Genomic DNA, 26,260 nt, shown 5'->3' with positions numbered 1-26,260 from the left:
TTTTGAAACAATTGTTTAAACTGAAAAAATATGGAAATCGAAGTATTACGATCAAACGAGTTCAATACAGGACACCTAACAATTATGTTCCCGGGGGAAACAATTGAGATTAAGCGAGGAAGATTTATTAAAGAAGGTTTTTCTCATCCGCTTTTTACAGAAAAAGAAAGTTTTTTTTCCAAAATTTATTGTTTAGAATATAAAAAAAAGCATGTTTATTTTCTAAACTATTTTGGGAGAAATGAGTCTCCTGCTAAAGGAATTCATATTGGGTTAAACAATTGGGAAAATAATAAGTTTCTATGGATGCAAAACAAACATTGGTTGCAGAAAGAAGAAAGTATTAGATACATAGTAAATGTACTTTTTCTGATTATCGGTATTTGTATAAGTATAATTAGTATTTATAAATAATTAGGATCCAGATAGCGCGGATTTGCAATCCGTGCCCGAATAATAAAAAAATCAATGTTATTTTAAATGAGTAACAATTGGAGGGTTGCGTGAGGGATAGCAGCGGAAAGCCCACAGCCTGACGTAGGAAGTGCGAGGACTTGCAGTGTATAGCCCGACCCGTAGTTTTTACGGAGGGACACGCCCAAAATAATACAAATTAAAAAGAGATACCTACAAGGTTTTGGAAAACTTGGAGGACAAATAAAAAATAAAAATGGCAGCAGTAGAAACTAGAAAAAACTTGGTATTAGCCGGATTAGAGCCTTTAATCATAACGCCCGATAGTGTGTTTGTGAATGTTGGGGAGCGTACTAATGTGACGGGTTCTAGAAAATTTTTGAGGTTAATTAAAGAAGAAAAATACGAAGAAGCACTCAGCATTGCCAAAGAGCAAGTAGAGGGAGGTGCGCAGATTATTGACATTAATATGGATGAAGGGATGTTGGATGGCCAATATGCCATGACCAAATTTTTGAATTTAATCGCTGCCGAACCCGATATTGCCCGTGTGCCTATCATGATTGATAGTTCTAAATGGGATATTATTGAGGCTGGATTGAAGGTGGTGCAAGGAAAGAGTGTAGTAAATTCGATTTCATTAAAAGAAGGAGAGGAGCAGTTTATCCATCATGCCAAGCTGATCAAACGGTACGGAGCTGCAGCAATTATCATGGCTTTTGACGAGGTCGGACAGGCAGATAATTATGAGCGTAGAGTAGAGATTTGCCAACGTTCGTATGATATATTAGTGAACAAGGTAGGGTTTCCGGCGCAGGATATTATTTTTGATTTGAATATATTTCCGGTAGCAACCGGAATGGAAGAACATCGTTTAAATGCCTTGGATTTTTTTAGAGGTACTAAATGGGTTAGAGAGAATTTGCCACACGCGCACATTAGTGGTGGGGTGAGTAACGTATCGTTTTCATTTAGAGGAAATGATGCGGTAAGAGAAGCAATGCACTCGGTGTTTTTGTACCATGCTATCCAAAACGGAATGACAATGGGTATTGTAAACCCAGAGATGTTGACTATTTATGATGACATCCCCAAGGATTTATTAGAGCATGTTGAAGATGTTATTTTAAATAGACGCGATGATGCTACGGAACGCTTACTAGACTTTGCCGAGAATGTAAAAGGAGATGTAAAGAGCAATGAAAAAGCGGTTCAAGAATGGCGTTCAGGAACCGTGCAAGAAAGAATTACGCACTCTTTGGTTAAGGGGATTGATGCCTTTATAGAACTAGATGTTGAAGAAGCGAGACTCGAAGCTACAAAACCTATTGAAGTGATTGAAATCAATTTGATGACGGGAATGAATGTGGTGGGTGATTTGTTTGGTTCAGGCAAAATGTTTTTGCCACAGGTGGTAAAATCGGCACGTGTTATGAAAAAAGCGGTGGCGTATTTGTTGCCTTATATTGAAGCAAGTAAACAAGCGGGTGATAAATCAGGGAATGGAAAAATATTGATGGCAACCGTAAAAGGAGATGTCCATGATATTGGCAAAAATATTGTTTCGGTGGTGTTAGCCTGTAATAATTATGAGATTGTAGACCTTGGTGTAATGGTAGCTCCCGAAAAAATTATTGCTGCGGCGATTGAGCACGAGGTAGACATTATAGGACTGAGTGGTTTGATTACGCCTTCGTTAGACGAAATGGTGTATCTCGCCAAAGAATTGGACAAACGTGGCATGAAAATACCTGTGATGATCGGTGGCGCAACTACTTCTCGGGCACATACTGCCGTAAAAATTGCGCCTCAATATAGAGAAACCGTAGTGCATGTTAATGATGCCTCGAGAGCCGTAACGGTGGCTGGAAGTTTACTCAATAAGGACAAAAAAATATACGCGAGTACTATTAGAGCCGAGTATGATGCGTTTAGAGAAACGTTTTTAAATCGCTCTCGGGATAAAAATTTCTTGACCATTGAGCAAGCCCGTAAAAACAAATTACAACTGGACTGGCAGAATTTTACTCCTGTGAAGCCAAATGTGATTGGCGAGCAAGTAATTGAGGTAGAACTAGATGTTTTGGTGCCGTATATTGACTGGACTCCGTTTTTTAGAACCTGGGAATTGTTCGGAAAATACCCAGCAATTTTAACCGATGAAGTAGTGGGCGAGCAAGCAACTTCGGTTTTTGCGGATGCACACGAAATGTTGGCTGTTATTTTGAAAGAAAAGAAACTAACCGCCAAAGGAATTTACGGAATTTTTGCTGCCAATCAAATCAATGATGATGATATTGTCTTAACAGACGCAGATGGAAAACCATTACAAACGTTCTTAACGCTACGCCAACAATCCCAAAAAACAAAAGGAGCACCAAACATTGCATTGGCTGATTTTATTGCGCCTAAAGATTCGGGCAAAGTAGATTATATGGGCGCATTTTGCGTAACAACTGGTTTTGGGGTTGATCAATGGGCTGCAGAATTTGAAAAAGATTTAGACGATTATAATTCGATTATGGTCAAAGCTTTGGCGGATCGTTTTGCGGAGGCATTTGCCGAATATTTGCACGAGAAAATACGTAAAGAAATTTGGGGTTATTCCTGTGATGAAGTTTTAAGCAAAGAAGCCCTTATTGAAGAAAATTATAAAGGAATTCGTCCGGCACCAGGCTATCCCGCCTGCCCGGATCACTTAGAGAAACCAACAATTTGGAAACTACTAAACGTAGAGAAACAAATTGGTGTAACCTTGACCGAAAGCATGGCAATGTGGCCCGCATCCTCTGTTTCGGGATATTATTTTGGAAATCCAGAAAGTAAATATTTTGGACTCGGAAAAATAAAAGAAGACCAAGTGATTGATTATGCGAAACGCAGAAACATCTCTACTGATTTGGCTATGAAATGGTTGAATCCAAATATAGCAGACTAATACCAGTCGTAAAGTCCAAAATCATAAAGCCCAAACGCCTGACTTTGGACCTTCGACTTTCAACCTTTAAAACACTAAAATGAAAGTAACCCAACATATAGAAAAAGCAAAAGAAAAAACGCTGTTTTCTTTTGAAATTATTCCGCCCCAAAAAGGCAAAAGTATTCAAGAATTATACGATAATATTGATCCTTTGATGGAATTTAAACCGCCGTTTATAGATGTAACTACCTCAAGAGAGGAGTTTATTTATGTAAAAAAAGAGAATGGTTTGTTAGATAAAAAAATGACCAGAATGCGACCAGGTACATTAGGTATCTGTGCTTCTATCAAACACAAGTACGATGTGGACACTATTCCGCATGTGCTATGTGGCGGATTTACAAAGGAAGAAACAGAGTATTTATTGGTAGATTGCCACTATTTAGGCATCAATAATGTAATGGCTTTGCGCGGAGACGCAATGAAAGAGGAGCAATCTTTTGTAGCCACAGCCGGAGGCAATAAATATGCAGTAGATTTGGTACAACAAATAAAATTATTGAACCAAGGAAAGTACCTGCATGAGGTTATGCATATAGATAATAAAGCAAACTTTTGTATTGGTGTAGCTGGATACCCTGAAAAACATCTAGAATCTCCGTCTTTGATATCGGATTTAAAAAGATTAAAAGAAAAAGTAGATGCTGGAGCAGATTATGTGGTAACTCAAATGTTTTTTGACAACACCAAATATTTTGAGTTTGTTGCCAAAGCTCGTGCCATGGGTATTACGGTACCGATTATTCCGGGTATTAAGCCCCTTGCTATAGAGAGGCATTTGCAAATTTTGCCACAAATTTTCCGTATTGATTTACCCGAAGATTTAATACAAGCAGTAGCAGATTGTAAGACTAGCCAAGCTATAAGGCAAGTGGGTATAGAATGGGCTGTTCAGCAATCTTTAGAGTTAAAAGCTGCTGGAGTACCTGTTTTGCATTACTATTCTATGGGTAAGTCGGAAAATATAAGGCAAATAGCGCATCAGGTTTTTTAAAACGCATCCTGTTTTAGCGCGCCACTAGATTGCTTTTGGTGCGCTTGTTTAAAACATCTTATCTTGTTATTTAGATTGCTATTGTAGTAATGGATGCTTAATTTTTAAAACCCTATCTTTGAGTTTATCAATAAAAACCATCTGGACATGAAATATTATCACCGTATTTTTTTACTACTACTAATTACTACAGTTTCTTGTAAAAATGAAAATAAAGAAACCAACAAAGAGCGTTCTAATGCCGTGTTGCCTTTTACGCAACAAGCAACTATAGCAAACAACAGTAATGCTTCGGAGGTGACTTCTGGGAATCATAATTTATTTTCTAAAAATACTCCTGCACAAGCCAGCGTAGTGTCTGGAAATAATAACCCTGCACATGGAGCTGCTAACCATCGGTGTGATATAGCGGTGGGAGCGCCTTTAGATGCGGTTCCAAATCCAACAGCACCAAATCCAACATCAAAACACGAAGTTGTCTTGGCGGAGACTAAACCGTCTAAAGCGGATGGAATAAATCCTGCTCATGGTCAAAAAAACCATCGCTGTGATATAGCGGTGGGAGCGCCTTTGGGTTCTTTATCATCCAAAGTAGTGGCTAGTCCTACACAAACAGTTGGATCTGTGTCTAAGCAAATCAACGTCACGCAAGCTGTGCCTTCTGTTTTAGCAACCAACACGAGCACAACAGCAATTTCTGCAGAGAATAATCCTGCTCATGGCCAAAAAAACCATCGATGTGACTTAGCAGTAGGCGCACCGTTGCCCAAAAATTAAAGAATTACGGTATGCAAAAGGCGTTTTAAAAGACTGTAACCATGCAAAAGCATGAGTTAAATGCTTGTTCAATGGTGCTATTCTCTGTTTTTGCTATCCATAAGTAGCGTTACTGGGCCATCATTTAAGAGAGCTACTTGCATGTCTGCTCCAAATTTTCCGGTTTGTACGTTGTTTTTTAATTCCTTTTGAAATTGCTGTACAAAATCTTCGTACAACGGTATAGAAATTTCGGGTTTTGCGGCCTTAATATACGAAGGACGGTTTCCTTTTTTGGTAGCAGCATGTAGTGTAAATTGACTCACGATCAATACCTCTGCTGCAATGTCTTGTAGGGATAGATTCATGACTTTGTTTGAATCTTCAAAAATACGCATTTTAGAAATTTTTGAAACCAACCAGGCGCTATCCTCAGGGGTGTCTGTGTTTTCAATTCCTACCAAGAGCAATAATCCTCTCTGTATTTGGGCTATAGTTTTTCCTTCAATGGTTACAGATGCGGACAAAACGCGCTGTATAACTACTCTCATAGCCCTCTGGTTTTATCACTTTCGGCTCTGTCTTCTGTATAAATATCTGTACGATAATGTTCTTCGTCTCCTTCTAATATTTTTAGATAACTATTGTAACGAGACCAAGCAATTTCGTCTTTCTCTAAAGCTGCTTTTACCGCACATTTGGGCTCTTCTTTGTGCAAACAATTGTTGAATTTGCAGTGGTCTTTGAGTTTAAAAAACTCCGGAAAATAACCGCTTATTTCTGCGGGTTCCATATCTACCATTCCAAAGCCTTTTATGCCTGGAGTGTCAATAATTCGGGCGTCAAAAGATAAGTCATACATTTCAGCAAAAGTAGTGGTATGCTGGCCTTGTTTACTGGCTTCGGATATGTTTTTTGTTTTTAAATGCAAAGAAGGTTCTAAGGCATTTACCAAGGTTGATTTTCCTACGCCAGAGTGTCCTGAAAACATGGATACTTTGCCAAGCATTAATTCTTTTAGGGCTTCAATACCTTGGTGTTCTGTTGAGGAAACACGCAAGCAAGTATACCCAATTTGTTGGTACACGTGTTGCATGTACAACTGCTCGTCTAGTGTTACAGAATCCAAAGTGTCTATTTTGTTAAAAACCAAAACGGTTTCAATACCATAGGCCTCAGCAGTAATCAAAAAACGGTCAATAAAGTTGAATGTAGTTGGGGGATTGGAGACGGTAATTAACAAAAATACCCGGTCTATGTTGGATGCAATAATGTGCATCTGATGGGATAGATTAACGGATTTACGAACAATATAATTTTTTCGGTCGTGAATGTTAAAAATAGTTCCTGTAACGGTGTCGGAGGTTTCTTCTAATTGATAATCCACCACATCTCCTACGGCAATAGGGTTGGTGCTTTTAATTCCTTTAATTCGAAACTTCCCTTTCATTCTGCACTCCATGAAATCTCCTTGTTCCGATTTTACGGTATACCAGCTTCCTGTAGATTTATAAACGATTCCTGTCATGGTGCAAAGGTAAAACTTTGTTGGAAGTTTGAACTTGAAACGGCAAAGTTTTTAATACCATCTTTAACAAAAAAAACTCCGTAACCTCAAAACAAGGTACGGAGTTATTGCCTAATGCCAAAGTTGTTGTAACTAAGCGTTTAATATTTTGTCTTGGTGCCCAATACTTTCTTGGTGTATGGCTTTGAACATTTTTAAGATAAACTCTTCTGTTAGTCCTTTTTTCTCTCCTTCAAGGATCATTTTTCCAAGGATTTCGTTCCAACGAGAATTTTGAAGTACGGCAACATTGGCTCCTTTTTTAACCAAACCAATTTCGTCTGCCACTTTCATTCGTTTGCCTAATAATTCTAATAAGGTAGCATCTAGTACGTCAATATTTGCTCTTAATTTAGACATTTTTTGCGTAAACTCATCCGAAGCATCGTTTAATTTGCGGACTTTTAGGTCTTTAAAAATTTGTTTTAAAGCTGTTGGGGTTACTTGTTGTGCTGCATCACTCCAAGCGTTATCTGGGTCGGTATGGGTTTCAATGATCATTCCGTCATAATTTAAATCCAATGCTTCTTGGGTTACTTCAAGGATCATTTCGCGATTTCCGGTAATGTGCGATGGATCTATAATTAGCGGCAAATCTGGAAATTTATTTTGTAGTTCAATTGCTATTTGCCATTCTGGGATGTTTCTGTATTTGGTTTTGTCGTAGGTTGAAAAACCTCGGTGTATTACCCCTAATTTTTCAATTCCGGCATTGTACAAACGTTCTACACCACCCAACCATAAGGCCAAGTCTGGATTAACGGGGTTTTTTACCAATACAATTTTTTTGGTACCTTTTAGGGCGTCTGCAAGTTCTTGCATTGCAAATGGGTTAACTGTTGTTCTGGCACCAATCCACAATACATCTATATCATATTCTAAAGCTAATTTTACGTGTGCAGCATTGGCTACTTCAGTACCCATTAGCAATCCAGTTTCTTCTTTTGCTTTTTTTAACCATTTTAAGCCTATTTCTCCTACTCCTTCAAAACCTCCGGGACGGGTTCTAGGTTTCCAGATACCAGCTCTAAAAACACTAACATCAGAATCTTTTAACTCATGAGCAATTTTTAGAACTTGCTCTTCGGTTTCGGCACTACAAGGTCCAGCGATTACAAATGGATGGTTTAAATTAAATTCTTGCAACCAATTTCTCATTTCTTTCTTGTTTTCCATCTTTTTTAGTTTTCTAATTTTTACTTTATTGTTTTTATTCGGTTGTTATTTAGGGATAATTTTATAAGATACAAAAGGACTATTTTTTGGGATGCATTCCATTTAATATTTCTTTTATTTTGTTGACGCTTTCCATTTCTTCAAAAATAGCTTGGTAATCTTCTTGTACCAACAATTCTTTAAATTGATTTAAGTTAGAGATGTATTCTTCTAATGTTTCTACAACTTGCGCTTTGTTTTGTTTAAAAATAGGAGTCCACATTGCTGGCGAACTTTTGGCCAGACGTACCGTACTTTCAAAACCAGAACCTGCCATGTCAAAAATATCTTGTTCGTGTTTTTCTTTGTTAATTACGGTTTTGCCTAACATAAATGCACTTATGTGCGATAAATGCGATACATAGGCAATATGTTTATCATGGGATTTTGGGTCCATGTACCGAATACGCATTCCGATGGCTTTGAATAAATCCAACGCTTTTTCTTGTAATTTAAAGGCTGTTCGTTCTACTTCACAAATAATATTTGTTTTGCCTTGGTACAGGCCTTTAATTGCTGCGGATGGTCCTGAAAATTCGGTTCCAGCAATAGGATGTGTTGCTATAAAATTTCTTCTTTTTGGATGGTTGCTTACCACTTCGCAAACCGGATTTTTGGTAGATCCTACCTCAAATACGATGGTTTCGGGGCCGATTTGGTCTAAAACTTCTGGCAAAATGGTTAAAGCGACATCTACAGGTACAGAAACTATTACAAAATCTGCCGTTGCCAAATCTGCCATCTTACCTTCGTGATCAATCACTCCTAGTGCAAGGGCTTCTTCTACGTGTTTTGGGTTGGTATCTATACCATAAACGGTTGCTTCTGGGTGCACGGTTTTGATATCCAGCCCCATAGATCCACCAATTAGCCCTATTCCAATTATATATATGTTCATTTAATTAAATCTATCAATTGCTTCTTGTACTTTACTCTCTTCTACACACAACGAAAAACGGATGTAGCCTTCTCCATTACTACCAAAAATAGTGCCTGGGGTGATAAATAGATGCTTGTCATACAAAATGGTGTCTATAAATGCTTCTGCAGAGGCTATTGATTCGGGTAACTTTGCCCATACAAATAAGCCTACGCCTTCTTTGTATACTTTACAATTCAGTTTTTCAGCAAGTTTTTCGGTAAGGGCTCTTCTTTTTTTGTAGATTGCATTTTGTGCCTCAAACCAAGATTGGTCACAGTTAAGCGCTGCAACAGCTCCTTTTTGTACGCCATAAAACATACCACTATCCATATTGCTCTTGACTTTTAAAATAGCTTCGATGGCTTCGGCATTTCCTAAGACCATTCCTACTCGCCAACCTGCCATATTGAATGTCTTGCTTAAAGAATTAAGCTCTAAAGCGACTTCTTTTGCGCCAGGGACTTGCAATAAACTCATTGGCTTGTCATTTAAAACAAAACTATAGGGATTGTCATTGATCAATAATAGTTCGTGCTTGTGGGCAAAAGCAACTAATTTTTCAAATAAAGCAATACTTCCTCTTGCACCGGTAGGCATATGCGGATAGCCCATCCACATGATTTTTACTTTAGATAAATCCAATTTTTCTAGAGCTTCAAAATCAGGTTCCCAATTAGTTTCTTCTTTCAAATCATAATATAACGGAACGGCGCCCACTAAATTGGTCACGGAGGTATAGGTTGGATATCCCGGATTGGGTATTAAGACTTGGTCTCCTTCGTTCAAAAAAGCCAAAGAAATATGCATAATACCTTCTTTGGATCCCATTAATGGCAAAATTTCTGTTTGCGGATTAATGGTTGCTCCATAGTTGTTTTTATAAAAATCAGCCATGCCTTGACGCAGTTCCGGTAGCCCTTGGTAGCTTTGGTATTGGTGTGCGTTTTCGTCATTTACGGCTGCTTGTATGGCTGCAATTACTTCGGGCGATGGGTTAAGATCGGGGCTACCAATACCCATATTGATGATTGCTTTTCCCTCTGAGGCTAATTGTCTAACTTCTCTTAATTTGGAAGAAAAATAATATTCTTGTACGGTATCTAAACGTTTTGCTGCTTTAATCATGATGTTTTTTTGTGGGTAATCCTTAAGGTTTTAAATTTAAGAAAAAACGATTATTGTGGGTACTGTTGCTAGGTTTTTGTTTTTTTAAATCTAGGGTTTAGTGTTTTTATATTCTCCTAAAACTTTAAAATATTCGGCCATGATTTCTACCAAAGATTTGGTTTTTTGGTAATCACTATACTGTTCAAAAGTAACGTCTACAAAAAAAGAATATTTCCACGGAGTTTCTATTTTTGGTAAGGATTGTATCTTGGTTAAATTCATGTTGCAATCACTCATTACGTTCAATACTGCAGCAAGGCTACCGCGCTTGTGGTCTAGTTCAAACTTTAAAGAAGCTCTATTGATTGCTTCTGGAGCTTCCAAAATAGTTTCTTTGGTAAGTATCACAAACCGAGTCATGTTGTCATTGATGGTCTGGATCTCTGGAGCCAAGATGTCTAAATTATACATCTTTGCGGCAGTCTTACTGGCTATGGCTGCGATGCCTTTTAGCTTGTTTTGTTCAATTCTGCGTGCTGTTTCGGCAGTATCTTTGTCTTCTACAATTTTAATATGCGGATGTTTTTTTAAAAAATCCATACATTGAAGTAATGCCATCGGGTGCGAATGTACCTCGGTAATGTCTTCTATTTTTTGACCCGGTAATGCCATTAGATTTTGGTGTATACGCAAATAATGCTCTCCAATAATGTGCAAATTGTTTTTGTCAATCAAGGCATAATTAGGAATAATGGGACCTGCAATAGAATTTTCTATAGCCATAACCGCTTGGGTTGCTCTTCCAGAGAGCAAACTATCTACCAATTCTTCAAAAGACAAACACGCTTCAATTAAAACCGATTCGTCAAAATATTCTTGAGCCACCTGATGATGAAAAGAACCTTTAATTCCTTGTATTGCAATTTTTATTTCCATTTATTCCAAAAAAAAATCCTGATTTTCATCAGGACTGTATATTTATAATTTAAATTTAATTTTTTTAATTAAATAACCATACAACAATCCCTATCCTGTTTCCAGAAAAAGTAATACGTGTTGCTAAAATAAAATCGAATGCTTAGCATGATTTGGTTGTTGATTACTATGCGAATATATAAATTATTTTTAGTCCACCAAAAAAAAATTACGTTTTTAATTCCGTTACAAAGAATTCTCTAAAAAACTGGTTTTAAATTACATAATAAATAAAAAAATCAGGTAATTATTTTTTATTACAGCATCCATTTTGGTTGCTTACTTCCAAAAAAAATAAAACACCATCCCTAAATTTTTTATTTGGCCTTTAGTTTGCAAACTTTGAAGCCAAAAAAATAATAAATCAACCGTTTTCTGTTTACTTTTGCTACAAATAATTCATCATGTCCATAGAAGTTACAGCTATTTCAAAAAGTTACGGAGCGCAATTGGCGCTAGATAGTATTTCGTTTTCTGTTCAGAAAGGAGAAATTGTAGGTTTCTTGGGGCCTAACGGTGCCGGAAAATCTACTTTAATGAAGATACTAACCACTTATCTTGCCGCAGATTCGGGTACTGCTTTTATAAACGGGCAAAACGTAGTTAGCAATCCTAAAGCCGTACAACGCTCTATTGGCTATCTGCCAGAGCATAACCCCCTGTACTTGGATTTGTATGTGAGAGAATATCTTGCGTTCAATGCTAAGGTGTATGATGTGCCCAAATCCAGAATCGATGAGGTAATCGCCCTAACGGGATTGACGACCCAAAGTCATAAAAAAATTAGTCAACTCTCTAAGGGCTACCGTCAGCGTGTTGGTCTTGCCAATGCGTTACTACACAATCCAGATGTTTTAATTCTAGACGAGCCTACCACTGGTTTAGATCCAAACCAGTTAATTGAAATTAGAAACACAATTAAAAATGTTGGAAAAGACAAAACGGTGTTTCTGTCCACACATATCATGCAAGAGGTAGAGGCTATTTGTGATCGGGTACTTATTATCCATAAAGGAAAAATTGTGGCCGACAAAAAACTAGACTCTTTAATTGCTGAAAACCAAGAACAAGTAATTGAGGTTGCGTTTGATTACAAAATCGAAGAACAAGCAGTGGCCAAAATCCCGCATCTCGTCAGTTTTATAAACACCCATGACACAACTTGGGAGCTCGTTTTTAAAACAAATCAAGATATGCGTCCTAGCGTGTTTGATTTTGCAACAGCAAATGGCTTAAAAACACTACAATTAAACCAAAAAAACAAAAACCTTGAAGCTATATTTAGAGAAATCACCAAATAATAGGTGCTAACCGTACCTAAAAGAATCTGTAATTGGAATTAGTTACGAGCCTAAAATTAGGTATGGTACTAGGTTTAAAAACCATACAAACCCAATCCGAAAAGTTTATTGAAATGCAATTCAATAAACTTTTTTTGTTTATAAAGAAATTAAAAAAAAGCGATCAAAGCAAGGCGAAACAGTAGGATAGTAAACCGACTCTTACGGAATATTTAAATACTTATGCGTTTGCAAAGAAACTCTCCATTTAGGATGTTTCATCACATAATCTACAATGAGTGGGGTCATTTCCTCTTTTTTGCTCCATTCTGGTTGTAGAAACAAAATGGCATTTTTTTGGACCAATTCTGCCTGCTCTTCGGCAAAAATAAAATCATGTTTGTTGTGAATGATCACCTTTAGTTCCTGCGCATTTTGATAAACGGTCTCTGTAGGAAGCTTATTTTTTTTGGGAGAAAGACAAATCCAATCCCAGGTGCCAGATAATGGGTATGCCCCCGAAGTTTCTATGTGTACCTTTCGGTTGTTTTGTTTTAATTTACTAGTAAGTAAAGACATATCCCACATTAAGGGCTCGCCGCCAGTTATAACAACAGTTTCGGCATACTTGCTAGCATTGTTTACGATCAAATCTACTGCTGTTGGAGGATGTAGTTCTGCATTCCAACTTTCTTTTACGTCACACCAATGGCAACCAACGTCACATCCGCCAATTCGTATAAAATAGGCCGCTGTTCCGGTATGGTAACCTTCGCCTTGAATGGTGTAAAACTCTTCCATTAAGGGCAGCATAGCTCCTTTGTTTACTTCTAACTGTATTTCTTTTGATAGCATTTTTTTAATTTAAAGTGCAAAGATACTAATTAAAATAGGACTTCATTAAAACTAAGTAGGGAGTTATTTTTACAAAAAAAACCCAATAGTTCAGAACTATTGGGTTGGTATCCATAAAATAAATGGGTTCTTATTTAAGAATTTTTAACGATTGTGTTGCGTAAGCATTTGTAGGGTCAATAGTTAAAGTTTTGGCAAAAAATTCTTTTGCTTTTGCTTTGTCAAAATTAGCGTATCCTGCAGCCATAGTGTTATAGCATTCCACAAGTTTAGATTGAACAGAAGGTTTTGCTAGTTCTTCAGGGCCTTTTTTGGTTACAATATCAATATATTGTTGGTAATACATAATCATTGCTTTGTCGTCTTCCAATAGGCTGTTTGTTCTAGCGCGCGAAAGGTACACATCTTGCGTATCTGGAGATGCTTTAATTACATTTCCGTAAGCAATATCTGCTTTTTTAAGTGCAACAGTGTCTTTAGCGGCACCAGCTGCAGCATTATCAAAATAGATAGCGTTTCCTAAATAATAATTGTCATACAAAAACCCGTTTGTTTCCGGATTTGAAGTAGCAATTTCTAAAATAGCTGCAGCTTCTTTGTATAATTTCTTTTCATATAGATCTTTACCTACTTCTCCTAATTCATTGGTAACTGATTTTTCGAGAGCAACTGCTTTTTGGATGTTAGCAACTCCTTTTTCAAACAGAACTGGGTCAATGGCTGTTCCGTCTGCATTAGTTCCTTTTTTTATTTTAGAAAGTCCTAAATATAAGTAATCTAAGTTGATGATCTTGTTGTCAGGATTAGCAGTAAAATCTTCCAAAGATTGGATTGCAAGATCTACATTGCCGTTTTGATAAGCAGAATATCCTAAATATCGGAAGATACGTGGATTTACTTTGTCTAACTCCTTCATTTTGTTAGCCTCTATTTCTAGGGCTTTGTAATCTTTAGCTAAGATTAAAAAATCTGCATGGCGCATACGCGATGCTAAGGAGTAATCGGTTAAATCCATGTATTTTTCATAATACCCGAGTGCTTTTTTTAAATACTCATCTTGTCTTCCCGGTACATTTAATCCCCATAGGTAATATGTTTCGGCTAATTCACGATACAATGGACCATAATTTGGATTTGTAGCCAGTACTTCATTATATGCATTCACTGCTTCGGTATATGCTTTAGCTCCTTTTAAGAGTACTCCTAACTGTACCTTAGCTCTAATTAAGCTGTTGTCTGCTTGGTAAGCATTCCGGTATGCAGAGTAGGCTTCGTTTTGATTTTTGTCTCCATAATGTGCATCTCCAAGTGCTAAAAGAATTTGAGGCTCCTCTCCATTTCTTTCTTTAGCTAGTTTTAAAGTAGCTAAGGCATTTTTATAGTCCGGTTTTGTAGCGTTCATATATGCTCTTGCAACATATTGGTACTCTTCAAAATCTTTTTTTCTTTTTTCTTTTATAGCTAAGTCAAAATTGGTCTTGGCTGCTGCATTTTTTGCATTATTTAAATCCAATTGTCCGAGACCAATATAGTTGAAATGGGCATCTTTCTTGGCAGTTAGACCGTTGGTATAGGTTATTTTGGCAGAGTCTGCAACATTTTGATACAAGTAGACATTTCCTAAAAGAAAGAATGCTTTACCTTCTGATGGGTCGGATTTAACGATTGATTTTAAGGTTGTTTTTGCATCTTGGTATTTTTCGGCGTCAATTTCTTTTTTGGCTTGATCAATGCTTTGTGCCTGACTCACGGTCATTCCGGCCAAAAAGGCAACTCCTAGAATTTTAAATTTATTCATTGTAACTATATTTGATTTATTCATTTTCATTTTCATTTTTGTTTTGCGAGTTGTTTTTAAATATAATTTTACGTCCTGGTGTGCGTACTGGGTACAATCCAGATTTTAAAATAATTCTTTGTCCAATGTCTCCAGAGACAAATGAAGCAAAGCCCATTCCTAATCCGCTACGACCTTGACAATTTATTATATACAAATCACGTGCCAAAGGGTAGGTTTCTTCAGCAAGATTATTTTGGCTAGGCGAGATATATTTAGTACCGTTTATGTCTTTTACAGAAAGTGTTTTTACTTTTTGTGTATATTCTCTTCCTGTAGGGCTAGGTTGGTATAGCCAATTTAGACCAACAATGCCAATCATTCCTTCGTTTTCCGAAACAAATTTTATAACGTCTTCATTTGTATTGAACGAAAATACTCCAGTGTCAGGAAAGTCTTGCAAACCAGATAATTGGTTAATATAACGAGCAGTGCTAGAATTGGGATTGTCAAACACCAATCCCTGGATTTTAGTTCCCTTTTTACCATTCATAAAATCCACTACGTCTTGTAGTGCAATTAGAGTATCTTGACTATTTTGGTGGGTTATAAATGCAATTGCATCGGTTCCAATTTTGGTTATTTTGGGGATAATCTTTTTTAACTTGAAGTTTTTTAACTCGTTTTCGTTTAAAGTTCTAGACAAAATGGCAATACCAGTGGAATCATTAAGAAAATCATGTACAATCTCTTTCTCTGATTTTGCAGTCATGGCAATTTTTGCATCATACTTACTTTCAAAGATCGCAATTTGATCCTCTATAATAGGCTGAAAAGAGGCATCTACTAAAATGGTAGTACGGCCTTTTATAACCGTTTCTTTATTGGCTTTAGAATCATTCTTGCAGGCAAAAATAATAGTAAATAGCAGCAAAAAAGTCAGATAAGATAGCGTTCTAATTTTTTTCATGATTTAATCTTTATTGTCATTAATAAGCCTTACAAATCTAATGTAGGCATAAGAAATAAGAAGAATCCCAAAAGCAATCCTATAGGGTCTTGCCATTGCTAATGGAAAATTTTTCATAAATATAATAAATAATCCTAAGACAAAATAGAGTACAAAAAACAAAATTCCTATAACGAGAAGAAATCGCTCTTTTGGCGATTTCTTCTGAATGTTTTTAATAATAGTATCTAACATTAATATGCGGTTTGTATAGTAATTGGGAGTGAATAAAGTACCCTAACTGGCTTGCCATTTTGTACTCCAGGATTCCATTTAGGACATTTACTTAAAACTCTAATTGCTTCTTTTCCGGTTCCGTAACCAATATCTCTCAATACTTTGATATCTGTTAAGGATCCATCTTTTTCAACTACAAAGGTTACATAAACTTTTCCTTTTAGACCTTCTTCGTCTGGTGCGCGGTAATTTTTACCTACATACGAGTAAAATTTTTCCATACCTCCAGGGAATTCTGGTTTTACTTCAATACCTGCAGTGTTGTAGATCTGGTTGTCGTCTGCTTCTACAACTTTTGCAGGACCATTACCAACAGGGGCAACAGTTAAAACAGCATCTGGATCTCCTTTAATAGTAGTTGCTCCAATTTTCTTCTCTTTGATCTCAACAATTTTTGGTGGCTCTTCTGTCACCTCTGCTGCCTTTGCCACTACGGGCTTTACAAACTTCACTTGATCCACTTTTGGAGGTGGTGGTGGAGGTGGCGGCAGGTTTAATTTAGGCTTTTCAATCTTTTTAGGAGGTAATTTTATTGCCGTAATCTTTACATTTCTTACTACATCGTCTTTTTCAGATTCTGGTAATAAATCTGCAATAAGTGGTGCAGCTAAGGCTATAGTAAAAAGTATTGCTCCAATAATAAGCGCTTTTATTGTTGTGCTTCTATTAGACTTTCTTAATACATAAGCACCGTAAGATTTGTTACGTCCTTCAAAAACAATATCCAGCCATTGGTTTTTTAATATATCTAATTTCATTTTTCTTAATTATTAGGTTATTAAGAAAACAAGATTACTCTTGTTTTCCTTCTAACAATTTTTGTTCCTCAGGCGAAAAATCGTTAACGATTGTATAGGTAGGTACGTCAGATATAACCATTTCGTCCAAGATGTCAATCATGTTTTTGTAACTTGATTTTTTGCTTGGTTTAATAATTACAATCATTCCTTTGTCTTTGTTACCAGTATAATCCAGCACGGTTTTTTTTCTAGCTAGTATTTCTTTACGAATACCATCTTTACCGTAAATCATCTCTTTAGGCCCTGCTATTGGAGTCTCTAACAAACCCATGTAATATACTAGTTTGTTGTTTTCTCCTAACATCAAAGTCATCGTACGATTTTCATCTACCTTCATGTTTGCAGTGTCTTCTTTTGGATCTTTATCTGGCAATCCCAAGCTCATCGATTGAGGTTTAGACAACGTTGTAGTAAGCATAAAGAACGTAATTAATAAGAAGGCTAAATCCACCATAGCAGTTAAATCTACTTTTGAATTTTGTTTTTTACTTCTTACCTTACCACCTTTTTTGCCTCCACCGTCGTCGGTATTTAATTCAGCCATTTTAGTGTCTTTTTATTAATTAAAATTCATCTCCTCTCAAGCCAGTAACCAAGCTAAAGCTGTTGATTTTTTGCTCTTGACAGATATCCATTACTTTACGAATTTCATCATATCGCTCTTTTGCATCCCCTTTTATAGCAATCTGAAGTTCTTTGTCGTTTACTTCAATGTTTGCAATTCTGGCGTTATAGATCCATTCTTTAAGTTGGTTATCCGTAGAATCCATTGGAATACCTGTTTGACCTGCTTTGTTTCTTTCTGAAGACTTCATCTCAATGATTTGCGATAAGTTTTGTACAGGAACTCCAAAACCATCCATCAAAGCAAATTTGTTTTTTTGATCGTCAGTAAAAGTTACATTGTACTTTTCGCCCATGAGCTCAAGAGTTCTTTTACGAACTTCTCTACCTTTTAAGTCAAAGAACACCATCCCTTTACCTACAGTCATTGTAGCCAAATCGCTTTCAGGTAGTTTGATTTTTACAGTAGAAGCTGGAGTGTCAACGGGTAACGCCTCCGGTAATTTTGCTGTTGAAGTCATTACAAAGAAGGTAAGCAATAGAAATGCGACATCACACATTGCGGTCATATCTGTTGACCCCGCATTTTTTTTTATTTTTATTTTAGCCATTCTTTTTGTTTTTTTTAATTGATACTAAATACCAATATAATTATTGCTTCAAACTTCCTCTGAATCTTCTGTAAGTGTTTACAATAGATACTGCAGCTTCGTCAATTGAGTATGTTAAATCATCAATCTTAGAAGTAAAGAAGTTGTAAGAGATAATTGCTACTGCCGAAGTTCCAATACCTGTTGCAGTATTAATAAGTGCTTCAGAAATACCACTTGCAAGTGCTGCTTGATCTGGAGTTCCAGCTGCTGCTAATGCACCAAAGGCTTTAATCATACCAGATACGGTACCTAACAATCCAATAAGTGTACCTAATGAAACTAATGAAGAAATAATTGTCATGTTTTTTTGTAACATTGGCATCTCTAAAGAAGTTGCTTCTTCGATCTCTTTGTGGATAGTTTCTGATGCTTCTTCACTATTGAATCCTTCTAATTTAACTGCTTGGTATTTTACTAATGCAGATTTTATTGCATTTGCAACTGAACCTTGTTGTTTGTCACATGCAGCAATAGCTTCGTCAATTTGACCTGCTTTGATGGTAGCTTGCACTTTAGTCATAAAAACATCTAATTTAGCTTTACCAGCTGCTTTAGAGATAACAAAATATCTTTCTATAGAAAAAACAAGAACCATTAATAACATTCCTAATAATATAGGCACAATCGCTCCACCATGATAAACTTGTCCTAGAGTGTTCAATGGATGTCCTTCTGGATTTCCTCCTTCAAAGTTGGAAGGATTACCCATGATAAATTTCCAGATTAATACACCAACACCAATACATGCAACAATAATCATTCCTGAAACCATTCCTCCACCGTTTGAAGTGCTTTCTTTTTTAACGTTCGCCATTTTTCTTAATTTTAATAGTTTTAATTAATTTATTTTAGTTGTAATAAACTTGTAGTCCCGCAAATTTATATGTTTAGTTGAAATAAAAAAACTTTTTTTAATTTTATTATAACTTAACTGTTGTTAAAAAATTTCAAAAAAACATTCAAAATTATGTTTTTGTCAATTTGGGAACTCAAAACCTTCTTTTTTGCTAATAAAACCACTGTTTATCTGTTTTTGATCTGTTATTGTAAGGATGTTGCTTCAATGTTAAATTTTTTGTTTCGTAATTTATGTAAATAAAAAGAAGATAAAATAGGAGTTGTTATTTTTATGGTTTGTCTAAAAATAATAATAACTTGCATTTAAAATAGAAATAGATCCCATAAATTATGAATAGTAAAGAAGATTTTGTCCAGCACATCAACCAAGGGTATGCAACCAAGGGAGATAGTATTGTTCTTGGAGGTGCCATTCTTGATGGGCAATCCCTACCAGATACCTTTGTTAGGCTACCGCTAAAAACCCTAAACAGACATGGCTTGATTGCTGGGGCTACCGGAACCGGAAAGACCAAAACAATCCAGGTTTTGTCCGAACAATTGTCCTCTTTTGGGATACCTGTTCTTATGATGGACATAAAAGGAGATTTTAGTGGTATTGCCAAAGAGGGCGAAGAAAAATCTTTTATTACTTCGCGTCATGCGCAAATAAACCTACCTTACCAAATAGCAAAGTTTCCGGTTGAGTTATTAACGTTGTCGGAGCAAAATGGAGTCCGTTTGCGCGCTACGGTATCCGAGTTTGGTCCAGTTTTGTTTTCTAGAATTTTAGATCTAAACGACACCCAAGCTGGTGTTGTGTCTATTGTTTTTAAATATTGTGATGACCACAAAATGCCTTTATTGGATCTTAAGGATATCAAAAAAGTAATTAATTATATTACTGAAGAAGGAAAAGAAGAAATCACCCAAAGCTATGGCAGAATATCTACAGCAACCACTGGTACCATTCTGCGAAAAATTATTGAATTAGAACAACAAGGAGGGGATTTGTTTTTTGGCGAAAAGTCCTTTGAAATTGAAGATCTAATGCGTGTAGACCAAAATGGGCAAGGGTACATCAATATTCTTCGTTTAACAGATATACAAGACAAACCCAAGCTTTTTTCTACCTTTATGCTAAGTATGTTGGCCGAAATATACCAACAAATGCCAGAAAAAGGAGATTCGGAGCAGCCAGAACTAGTTATTTTTATTGACGAAGCACATTTGTTGTTTAACCAAGCCAGCAAAGCATTATTAGAACAAATTGAAATCATTGTAAAACTAATCCGTTCCAAAGGAATAGGTCTTTATTTCATTACCCAAAATCCTATGGATGTGCCCAGCGGTGTTTTGGCACAATTGGGATTAAAAATACAGCATGCCTTGAGAGCCTTTACGGCAAATGATCGTAAATCCATCAAACAAACGGCAGATAATTATCCTCTTTCGGATTATTACAACACCAGCGAAGTTCTAACTAGTTTGGGTATTGGAGAGGCTTTAGTTACAGCCTTGAATGAAAAAGGAATACCAACCCCGCTTGTAGCAACCATGTTACGAGCACCCATGAGTAGAATGGATATTTTGTCTGAGTCGGAAATTCAAGACATCAACCAACACTCTAAATTGGTCAAAAAGTATAGTGAAGTTCTGGATCGCGAGAGTGCCTACGAAATGCTAAACCAAAAAATAGCCCTTGCAGAACGGCACGAAGCAACCCAAGCCCAGGAACAAGCAGAAGCTAAAGTTACAAAGAGCACTAGTTCCAAAACGGCAAGTACTACCGCAACGGTCAGTAAGTCGGTTATCAAAGTGCTAACTAGTGCTACATTCATTAGAGGTTTTTTTGGAGTATTGAATAAATTTTTAAAGAAATAATACCCCTAACTACAGCTGCATAACCAAAAAAAAGACCAACTTTATTCCGAAATAAGTTGGTCTTTTTTTTAAATATAAATTAGTTCTCTGAGAGCAAGGCCAGAATTTTGGCTTCAATCTCTTCGCTATCCCATATTTCTTCAATGTTTTTGGTTTTCAAAACTTTTTGCATGATTTCGTTCTGCAAATCTCCAATGGCTAGAGCCTCTGCATACGGACGATCACTAAAAGTTACTCTACTATATAAAGGAATCCATTTTTCAGGATGCTTCTCTGAGAAAAGTTTTTCTATTTTTTTTTGCAAAAGGAAGGTGTCGTCTGCAGTTTTTGAGCTCATTTCCATAAAATTGCGGTAAGAAAGTTCCGCAATAGCGTCCGCATTAGGTTTACGAGAGTCTTGGTATTCTGAGAATATCGTTTCCCAATCGTCTCCGTATTTCTGCATCATGTCGTACAAAACCGAAATATCTTCAAAACCAGCATTCATGCCTTGTCCATAAAAAGGAACAATAGCATGGCAGGCATCTCCAATTAGCGCTACTTTGTCTTCAAAGGTCCACGGAAAACATTTCATCGTAACCAAAGTGCTCGTAGGATTCTTAAAAAAATCTTCCGTCAACATTGGGATCACCTCAATAGAATCCGGAAAATTGGTTTCAAAAAAACGTTCCACATCCTGTATTTCTTTCAAAGAATCAAAAGAGTTCTCCCCCTCAAAAGGCATAAACAGCGTACAGGTAAAACTCCCATCCAGATTCGGTAACGCAATGAGCATGTATTGGCCACGAGGCCAGATATGAAAAGAGTTTTTATCCAATTTGTGGGTTCCGTCCGCATTAGCCGGAATATTGAGCTCTTTGTATCCAATATTTAAAAACTCTTGCGAATAATTAAACATACTTTGGCGTTGCATTCGGTGTCGTATTCTTGAAAAAGCACCATCCGCCCCAAAGACCATGTCGTATTTTTTCTCTTCCCAAGCACCTCGCTCGGTTTCGCCAGCATGGAGCGTGGCCTCTTTGAGAGTAACATCCCATATTTTTTGATCAAAGAAAAAAACAGCACCAGCCGCCTCAGCAAGATCAATCATCTTTCGGTTTAAAATCCCTCTGGATATAGAGTATATCGCTTCGCCCTCTTGTCCGTACGCCTGAAAATTGAGTTTATCCACCAAATGAATGGCTCGTTTTTCCATCGGTATGGCAATATCTCGGATGGCATCCCCAATCCCCACGCCATCGAGCGCCTTCCAGCCTCGGTTAGACATGGCTAAATTAATAGATCTACCAGAGAAGGTAATTTTACGAATATCAGGACTTCGATCATATATATGTACAATATGACCCGCTTTTTTGAGGTAAATAGCCAGCAAGGAGCCAACCAATCCAGAACCTACAACAGCAATTTTAAGTGGAGTTTGCATCAAAAAAATCTAATTATAAGATGGTAAAAATAAGTATATATTCTAAAGTAAGCATTATAAATAACATAAAGTTTACATCCAGTCACTAGGTTTTTAGTTCTGGGCGTGCCCTACGCAAAAGCTTCGGTCGGGTTTTTCGCTACAATCTTTTTCTCGTTCCTCCCAAAAGGATTTTCACTACAACCCCTCACGCAAGAAGCGGTAAAAATAGTATTTTGTTTATTGTTTTACAATTATTAATAAACAAAATAAGTATATTTGCATCCAAACACACCTACCATGATAGAGATCACCACAGAACAAATGGATAAAATGAATCGAGTGCAAAGACTCAATTTAATTAATTCTTGCACGGGCTACAAATCTGCCAATTTAATAGCAACCAAATCACTACAAGGCAGTACTAATGTGGCCATATTTAGTAGCATTACCCACCTAGGGAGTGATCCTGCATTGCTTTCCTTTGTAGTTCGCCCCACTACGGTGCCTAGAGATACATATCAAAACATCAAAGACACGGGATACTTTACGGTAAATCACGTTAGCCAATCCATGATTGCAGATGCGCACCATACCTCCGCAAACTACGAAGCAGCCATTTCCGAATTCAGCAAAACCAATCTAGAAGAAGAGTACAAAACCACTATTCCAATTCCTTTTGTAAAAGGAAGTCCAGTACAACTGTATTGCAAATATGCCAACGAATATTACATCCAAGAGAACAATACTATCTTGGTTATTGCCCGTATCGAAAAGCTTTTTTATAATCCAGAATTAGCGCACCCAGACGGTTGGTTACAATTGGACAAAGCCGGTGTAGTGGCGTTAAATGGATTGGACGGCTACTGTTTGCCTGTTTTATTGGATCGGTTTGAGTATGCCCGAAAAGACACCCCAACCAAATCTTTTTTGTAGTATTTTTTTAGGGTGTTGCCAGAGTTAGTTTTGCGAGATAGTCATAATGCTCTCCTTCTAAAACCAATTCGCATAGTAGACCATTATCTAAAGCTGCATTTTGTAGGGTGTTGTAATCCAAATAAAGCCAGTCAAAAGCAATTTCAGTATCTCCTTTATACGAAAGAGTAAAGCTAATTTCGCCATAATAATCCCTTTCAGAAGGAATCCATTTGCCGCCATCCTCATCTTCATCAAACATATAGATAAGGTCTGAGCTATCTAGCAGGATTTGTCCTCCAGGGTTAAGTAAGGATTTTAGTTTTCCTAAAAATTTTGGTAATTTATGGATTTTGCCACAAATGCCCGTGCCGTTCATCAACAACAAAATAGTATCAAATGTCTCGGTTTTAATAGCCATAAAATCCAGTGTCCTTGCCTGAGTTAATCCTCTAAGTTTGCATGCTGCAATAGCATTTTTAGAAATATCAATAGGCATAACCTGCAAATCGGGATTGTTCTGTAAGTACAAACTATGGCTCCCTGCGCCGCAACCAATGTCTAGCACATTGCCTCGTGCCAACTCTAGAGCTTGCTGTTCTATTTTTGGCATTTCTTCAAACGTTCTAAATAAATAGGCTACGCTCATTTGATCTGCTTCAGATATAGAGGTTTCTGTAATCAAATCTTCCGGAGAATTATTGGTTTGGTAATCAAGGATGGCTTTGCCAAAAAGGTCTTTCATGGTGGGAGTTTCAAAATTCAAAAGCACATAATCCAAGAACATTGTTTTAAAAGTATTAATTTTACAAAAAAAATAAACCATTTGAAACCTTCTTTAAACGAACTCGGAAAACTAGCCAAAGATAAGCATATTGAAAACAAAAAGTATTTTGATAAGCTAAAAAAGAAAACACCCAAAAATTTAGATTACGTAATGCAAGATCTGCATGACGCCGTATTCCAAAAAACCAATTGTTTGGATTGTGCCAACTGTTGCAAAACCACTGGGCCGTTATTTACATCCGCAGATGTAGCGCGCATTTCAAAACATTTAAGACAAAAGCCACAACAATTTATAGCTCAATATTTGCGTATGGACGAAGATCAAGATTATGTACTACAAAGCCTACCTTGTTCTTTTTTGGATACAGACAACAGTTGTTTTATATATGAAGTTAGGCCAAAAGCCTGTAGAGAGTTCCCGCATACCGATAGAAAGAAGTTTCAGCAAATTACCGATATTACCTTAAAGAATATTCCTATTTGTCCCGCAGCATTTACTATTGTAGAAGAAATGAAAAAAAACCTACCGCTTTAACCCGTTGTAAAACCTTTAATCTAACAACAAGATACGGTTACTTGCACTTTAATTTAGAGCCTTTGTTACTTTCTATAAAAATAAATAGCTTTTGCAAATACGTTAAATTAGGAGTCAATTAGTGTAATTGGGGTTTTAGGTGTATTTTTGAAACCAAAACACAAACCCATTTCCCTTGAATCTAGAATATTTTATAGCCAAAAAACTCATTACTGCAAAAGAACGCAAAAGCAGTATTGCTACCCCTATTATAAAAATTGCAATAGCCGCTATAGCAATTGGTATGATTATGATGCTAGTTTCTGTAGCCACAGGAATTGGTTTGCAACAGAAAATACGAGAAAAAATTGCTGCTTTTAATGGACACATCCTAATATCAAATTTTGATAGCAACCAATCCCAAGCAACCACAAGCCCTATTTCTAAAAAACAAGATTTTTATCCCAAATTCACCACCGTTCCAGGGATTGAACACGTACAAGCAATAATTAGTAAGGCAGGTATAATTAGAACCGCCAATGCTTTTGAAGGAATTATATACAAAGGCGTAGGTACAGACTACAAATGGAACCGGATCCAAGAGTACCTTATCGCAGGGAGACTACCAGATGTTTCCAAAAATCTCAATCCAGAAGTAGTTGTGTCGCAATTTTTGGCCAATAGACTGCATTTAAAAGTAGGAGACGCTTTTAATACCTTTTTTATGAAAGAAGGGCAGGGCAAGCTACCCAATATCCGAAGATTTACCATCACAGGCATATTTAATTCCGGTTTTCAAGAATTTGACGCTACCTATATATTAGGAGACATACGACACCTACAGCGCATCAATAAATGGAATGCGGACCAAGTAGGAGCTTTCGAAGTTTTTGTTAAAGACTTTGATCAAATTCAACAACTCGGAAACCAAGTTTACCAACAAACCGGCTCTACGTTAGATACTAAAACCATCATTGAAAAATACAGTTATATTTTTGAATGGTTGCAATTGTTTGATTTTAATATTGTAGTAATACTCGTTATAATGATATTGGTAGCTACCATAAACATGGTTGTAGCGTTGCTAGTCTTAATATTAGAACGCACCCAAATGATCGGAATTTTAAAAGCATTGGGAGCTAACAATTGGAGCATCCGCAAAATATTTTTATACAACGCCTCCTATCTTATTCTTAGAGGATTGTTTTGGGGCAACCTAATCGGCATATCTATCCTGCTGATACAAGATAATTTTGGAATCATAAAATTAAACCCCGAGAACTACTATGTAGATCAAGCTCCAGTATACCTTCATTTTGGCTATATCGCATTGCTAAATTTGCTAACCATAACCGTCTGTTTTTTGGTATTGCTGATACCGTCTTATATTATCACCAAAATCTCCCCAGTAAAAGCCATTCGTTACAACTGATTTATAGTCGCTGTGTCTTGGTGTTCCTTTTTTTACAAAACAAACCCTACCTATATACAAAAGGAATAAAGGAGCTATTTCCAGCTATCCGCTACAATCTACCTCGCCGAACCCCGTCTCGGCAGGATTTCCGCTACTATCAGGGCTAGGAGCGAGGCGTTTCAAAACCAATCTCATTCCAAAGTTAAGCCTACCTATATATAAAGACAACAGATACACATGCAAAAAACAACCACCAAACCCCTAAAACCGGCAGAATAACCACAAAAACAGCAGCGAAGACCTATAAAAGCAACAAAAGAAGCATTTGTATAGAATTAAAAACAAAGCAGTTAGCGATTCTTATTAAGAAAAGGTAAATAAAAGGTAAAAAAAGTATTGATTA

General features: G+C 36.7%; 25 protein-coding genes. 9 read left to right on the top strand and 16 right to left on the bottom strand.

The genetic code is table 11. The features are described 5' to 3' along the window. Positions 1-30: 30 nt before the first annotated feature. From LB076_RS01870 to LB076_RS01855, 4 genes are all read left to right on the top strand, one after another. Positions 31-414, top strand: coding sequence for a hypothetical protein (locus tag LB076_RS01870; protein ID WP_066335251.1), 384 nt, complete (start codon positions 31-33; stop codon positions 412-414). 256 nt (positions 415-670) lie between these two features. Further along, complete coding sequence (gene metH, locus LB076_RS01865) at positions 671-3,352, top strand: methionine synthase (protein WP_066335248.1); 2,682 nt, start codon at positions 671-673, stop codon at positions 3,350-3,352. Between the two features lie 79 nt (positions 3,353-3,431). Next, a complete protein-coding gene (metF, locus tag LB076_RS01860; RefSeq protein WP_066335246.1) occupies positions 3,432-4,388 on the top strand; it encodes a methylenetetrahydrofolate reductase [NAD(P)H] in 957 nt (318 codons plus the stop codon). Positions 4,389-4,535: 147 nt separating this feature from the next. Next, the gene (locus LB076_RS01855; protein ID WP_066335243.1) at positions 4,536-5,165 is read left to right on the top strand and encodes a hypothetical protein; all 630 of its coding nucleotides are present in this window, start codon (positions 4,536-4,538) and stop codon (positions 5,163-5,165) included. A 77-nt stretch (positions 5,166-5,242) separates the two neighbouring features. Here LB076_RS01855 and dtd read toward each other — a convergent pair whose 3' ends face one another. From dtd to LB076_RS01825, 6 genes are all read right to left on the bottom strand, one after another. After that, positions 5,243-5,695, bottom strand: a complete 453-nt coding sequence (gene dtd / locus LB076_RS01850; protein WP_066335241.1) for a D-aminoacyl-tRNA deacylase — start codon at positions 5,693-5,695, stop codon at positions 5,243-5,245. Beyond that, positions 5,692-6,672, bottom strand: coding sequence for a ribosome small subunit-dependent GTPase A (rsgA, locus tag LB076_RS01845; protein WP_066335239.1), 981 nt, complete (start codon positions 6,670-6,672; stop codon positions 5,692-5,694). The genes dtd and rsgA overlap by 4 nt, the downstream gene beginning before the upstream one ends. Before the next feature lie 132 nt (positions 6,673-6,804). Beyond that, positions 6,805-7,887 carry a bifunctional 3-deoxy-7-phosphoheptulonate synthase/chorismate mutase type II gene (locus LB076_RS01840; protein ID WP_066335236.1) on the bottom strand — a complete coding sequence of 361 codons (1,083 nt, stop codon included), beginning with the start codon at positions 7,885-7,887 and terminating at the stop codon, positions 6,805-6,807. A gap of 79 nt (positions 7,888-7,966) precedes the next feature. After that, positions 7,967-8,824: a prephenate dehydrogenase gene (locus LB076_RS01835; protein WP_066335234.1), complete on the bottom strand. Its 858-nt coding sequence runs from the start codon at positions 8,822-8,824 to the stop codon at positions 7,967-7,969. Further along, the gene (locus tag LB076_RS01830; RefSeq protein ID WP_066335233.1) at positions 8,825-9,973 is read right to left on the bottom strand and encodes a pyridoxal phosphate-dependent aminotransferase; all 1,149 of its coding nucleotides are present in this window, start codon (positions 9,971-9,973) and stop codon (positions 8,825-8,827) included. Between the two features lie 90 nt (positions 9,974-10,063). Continuing rightward, positions 10,064-10,891 carry a prephenate dehydratase gene (locus tag LB076_RS01825; protein WP_066335232.1) on the bottom strand — a complete coding sequence of 276 codons (828 nt, stop codon included), beginning with the start codon at positions 10,889-10,891 and terminating at the stop codon, positions 10,064-10,066. 443 nt (positions 10,892-11,334) lie between these two features. On the opposite strand from LB076_RS01825, the gene gldA reads away from it, so the two are divergent. Beyond that, positions 11,335-12,231, top strand: a complete 897-nt coding sequence (gene gldA / locus LB076_RS01820) for a gliding motility-associated ABC transporter ATP-binding subunit GldA (protein WP_066335231.1) — start codon at positions 11,335-11,337, stop codon at positions 12,229-12,231. Positions 12,232-12,432: 201 nt separating this feature from the next. On the opposite strand, the gene LB076_RS01815 is transcribed toward gldA, so the two are convergent. The 8 genes from LB076_RS01815 to LB076_RS01780 form a co-directional block, all read right to left on the bottom strand. Next, positions 12,433-13,065, bottom strand: a complete 633-nt coding sequence (locus LB076_RS01815) for a 7-carboxy-7-deazaguanine synthase QueE (RefSeq protein WP_066335230.1) — start codon at positions 13,063-13,065, stop codon at positions 12,433-12,435. Positions 13,066-13,195: 130 nt separating this feature from the next. Beyond that, positions 13,196-14,863: a tetratricopeptide repeat protein gene (locus tag LB076_RS01810; protein WP_066335474.1), complete on the bottom strand. Its 1,668-nt coding sequence runs from the start codon at positions 14,861-14,863 to the stop codon at positions 13,196-13,198. A 16-nt stretch (positions 14,864-14,879) separates the two neighbouring features. Beyond that, a complete protein-coding gene (locus tag LB076_RS01805) occupies positions 14,880-15,812 on the bottom strand; it encodes a PstS family phosphate ABC transporter substrate-binding protein (RefSeq protein WP_066335228.1) in 933 nt (310 codons plus the stop codon). 3 nt (positions 15,813-15,815) lie between these two features. Next, positions 15,816-16,046, bottom strand: coding sequence for a hypothetical protein (locus LB076_RS14025; RefSeq protein ID WP_066335221.1), 231 nt, complete (start codon positions 16,044-16,046; stop codon positions 15,816-15,818). Then, positions 16,046-16,846, bottom strand: coding sequence for an energy transducer TonB (locus LB076_RS01795; protein ID WP_066335219.1), 801 nt, complete (start codon positions 16,844-16,846; stop codon positions 16,046-16,048). The genes LB076_RS14025 and LB076_RS01795 overlap by 1 nt, the downstream gene beginning before the upstream one ends. Before the next feature lie 34 nt (positions 16,847-16,880). Further along, a complete protein-coding gene (locus LB076_RS01790) occupies positions 16,881-17,432 on the bottom strand; it encodes an ExbD/TolR family protein (RefSeq protein ID WP_066335216.1) in 552 nt (183 codons plus the stop codon). 19 nt (positions 17,433-17,451) lie between these two features. Beyond that, entirely contained in the window at positions 17,452-18,063 is a 612-nt protein-coding gene (locus tag LB076_RS01785) for an ExbD/TolR family protein (protein ID WP_066335214.1), read from the bottom strand. Positions 18,064-18,103: 40 nt separating this feature from the next. Then, positions 18,104-18,919: a MotA/TolQ/ExbB proton channel family protein gene (locus tag LB076_RS01780; RefSeq protein WP_066335210.1), complete on the bottom strand. Its 816-nt coding sequence runs from the start codon at positions 18,917-18,919 to the stop codon at positions 18,104-18,106. A gap of 374 nt (positions 18,920-19,293) precedes the next feature. Between LB076_RS01780 and LB076_RS01775 the strand changes: the two genes are divergently transcribed. Next, on the top strand, positions 19,294-20,826 hold the full coding sequence (locus tag LB076_RS01775) for a helicase HerA-like domain-containing protein (protein WP_066335207.1): 1,533 nt from the start codon (positions 19,294-19,296) through the stop codon (positions 20,824-20,826). A gap of 79 nt (positions 20,827-20,905) precedes the next feature. Here the strand turns inward: LB076_RS01775 and LB076_RS01770 are convergent, their stop codons facing one another. After that, the gene (locus tag LB076_RS01770; RefSeq protein WP_066335204.1) at positions 20,906-22,249 is read right to left on the bottom strand and encodes an FAD-dependent oxidoreductase; all 1,344 of its coding nucleotides are present in this window, start codon (positions 22,247-22,249) and stop codon (positions 20,906-20,908) included. Positions 22,250-22,528: 279 nt separating this feature from the next. On the opposite strand from LB076_RS01770, the gene LB076_RS01765 reads away from it, so the two are divergent. After that, positions 22,529-23,164, top strand: coding sequence for a flavin reductase family protein (locus tag LB076_RS01765; RefSeq protein WP_066335202.1), 636 nt, complete (start codon positions 22,529-22,531; stop codon positions 23,162-23,164). Between the two features lie 7 nt (positions 23,165-23,171). On the opposite strand, the gene LB076_RS01760 is transcribed toward LB076_RS01765, so the two are convergent. Next, positions 23,172-23,888 carry a class I SAM-dependent methyltransferase gene (locus tag LB076_RS01760; RefSeq protein ID WP_066335199.1) on the bottom strand — a complete coding sequence of 239 codons (717 nt, stop codon included), beginning with the start codon at positions 23,886-23,888 and terminating at the stop codon, positions 23,172-23,174. An 81-nt stretch (positions 23,889-23,969) separates the two neighbouring features. On the opposite strand from LB076_RS01760, the gene LB076_RS01755 reads away from it, so the two are divergent. Beyond that, entirely contained in the window at positions 23,970-24,464 is a 495-nt protein-coding gene (locus tag LB076_RS01755; RefSeq protein ID WP_066335471.1) for a YkgJ family cysteine cluster protein, read from the top strand. Positions 24,465-24,639: 175 nt separating this feature from the next. Beyond that, positions 24,640-25,875, top strand: coding sequence for an ABC transporter permease (locus tag LB076_RS01750; protein ID WP_066335193.1), 1,236 nt, complete (start codon positions 24,640-24,642; stop codon positions 25,873-25,875). Positions 25,876-26,260: the final 385 nt, after the last annotated feature.

Source organism: Flavobacterium crassostreae, from assembly GCF_001831475.1.
In the GTDB taxonomy this organism is placed as follows: Bacteria; Bacteroidota; Bacteroidia; order Flavobacteriales; family Flavobacteriaceae; genus Flavobacterium; species Flavobacterium crassostreae.
The sequence above is the reverse complement of the archived record's forward strand: the minus strand, read 5'-3'. Positions and strand labels throughout refer to the sequence as shown.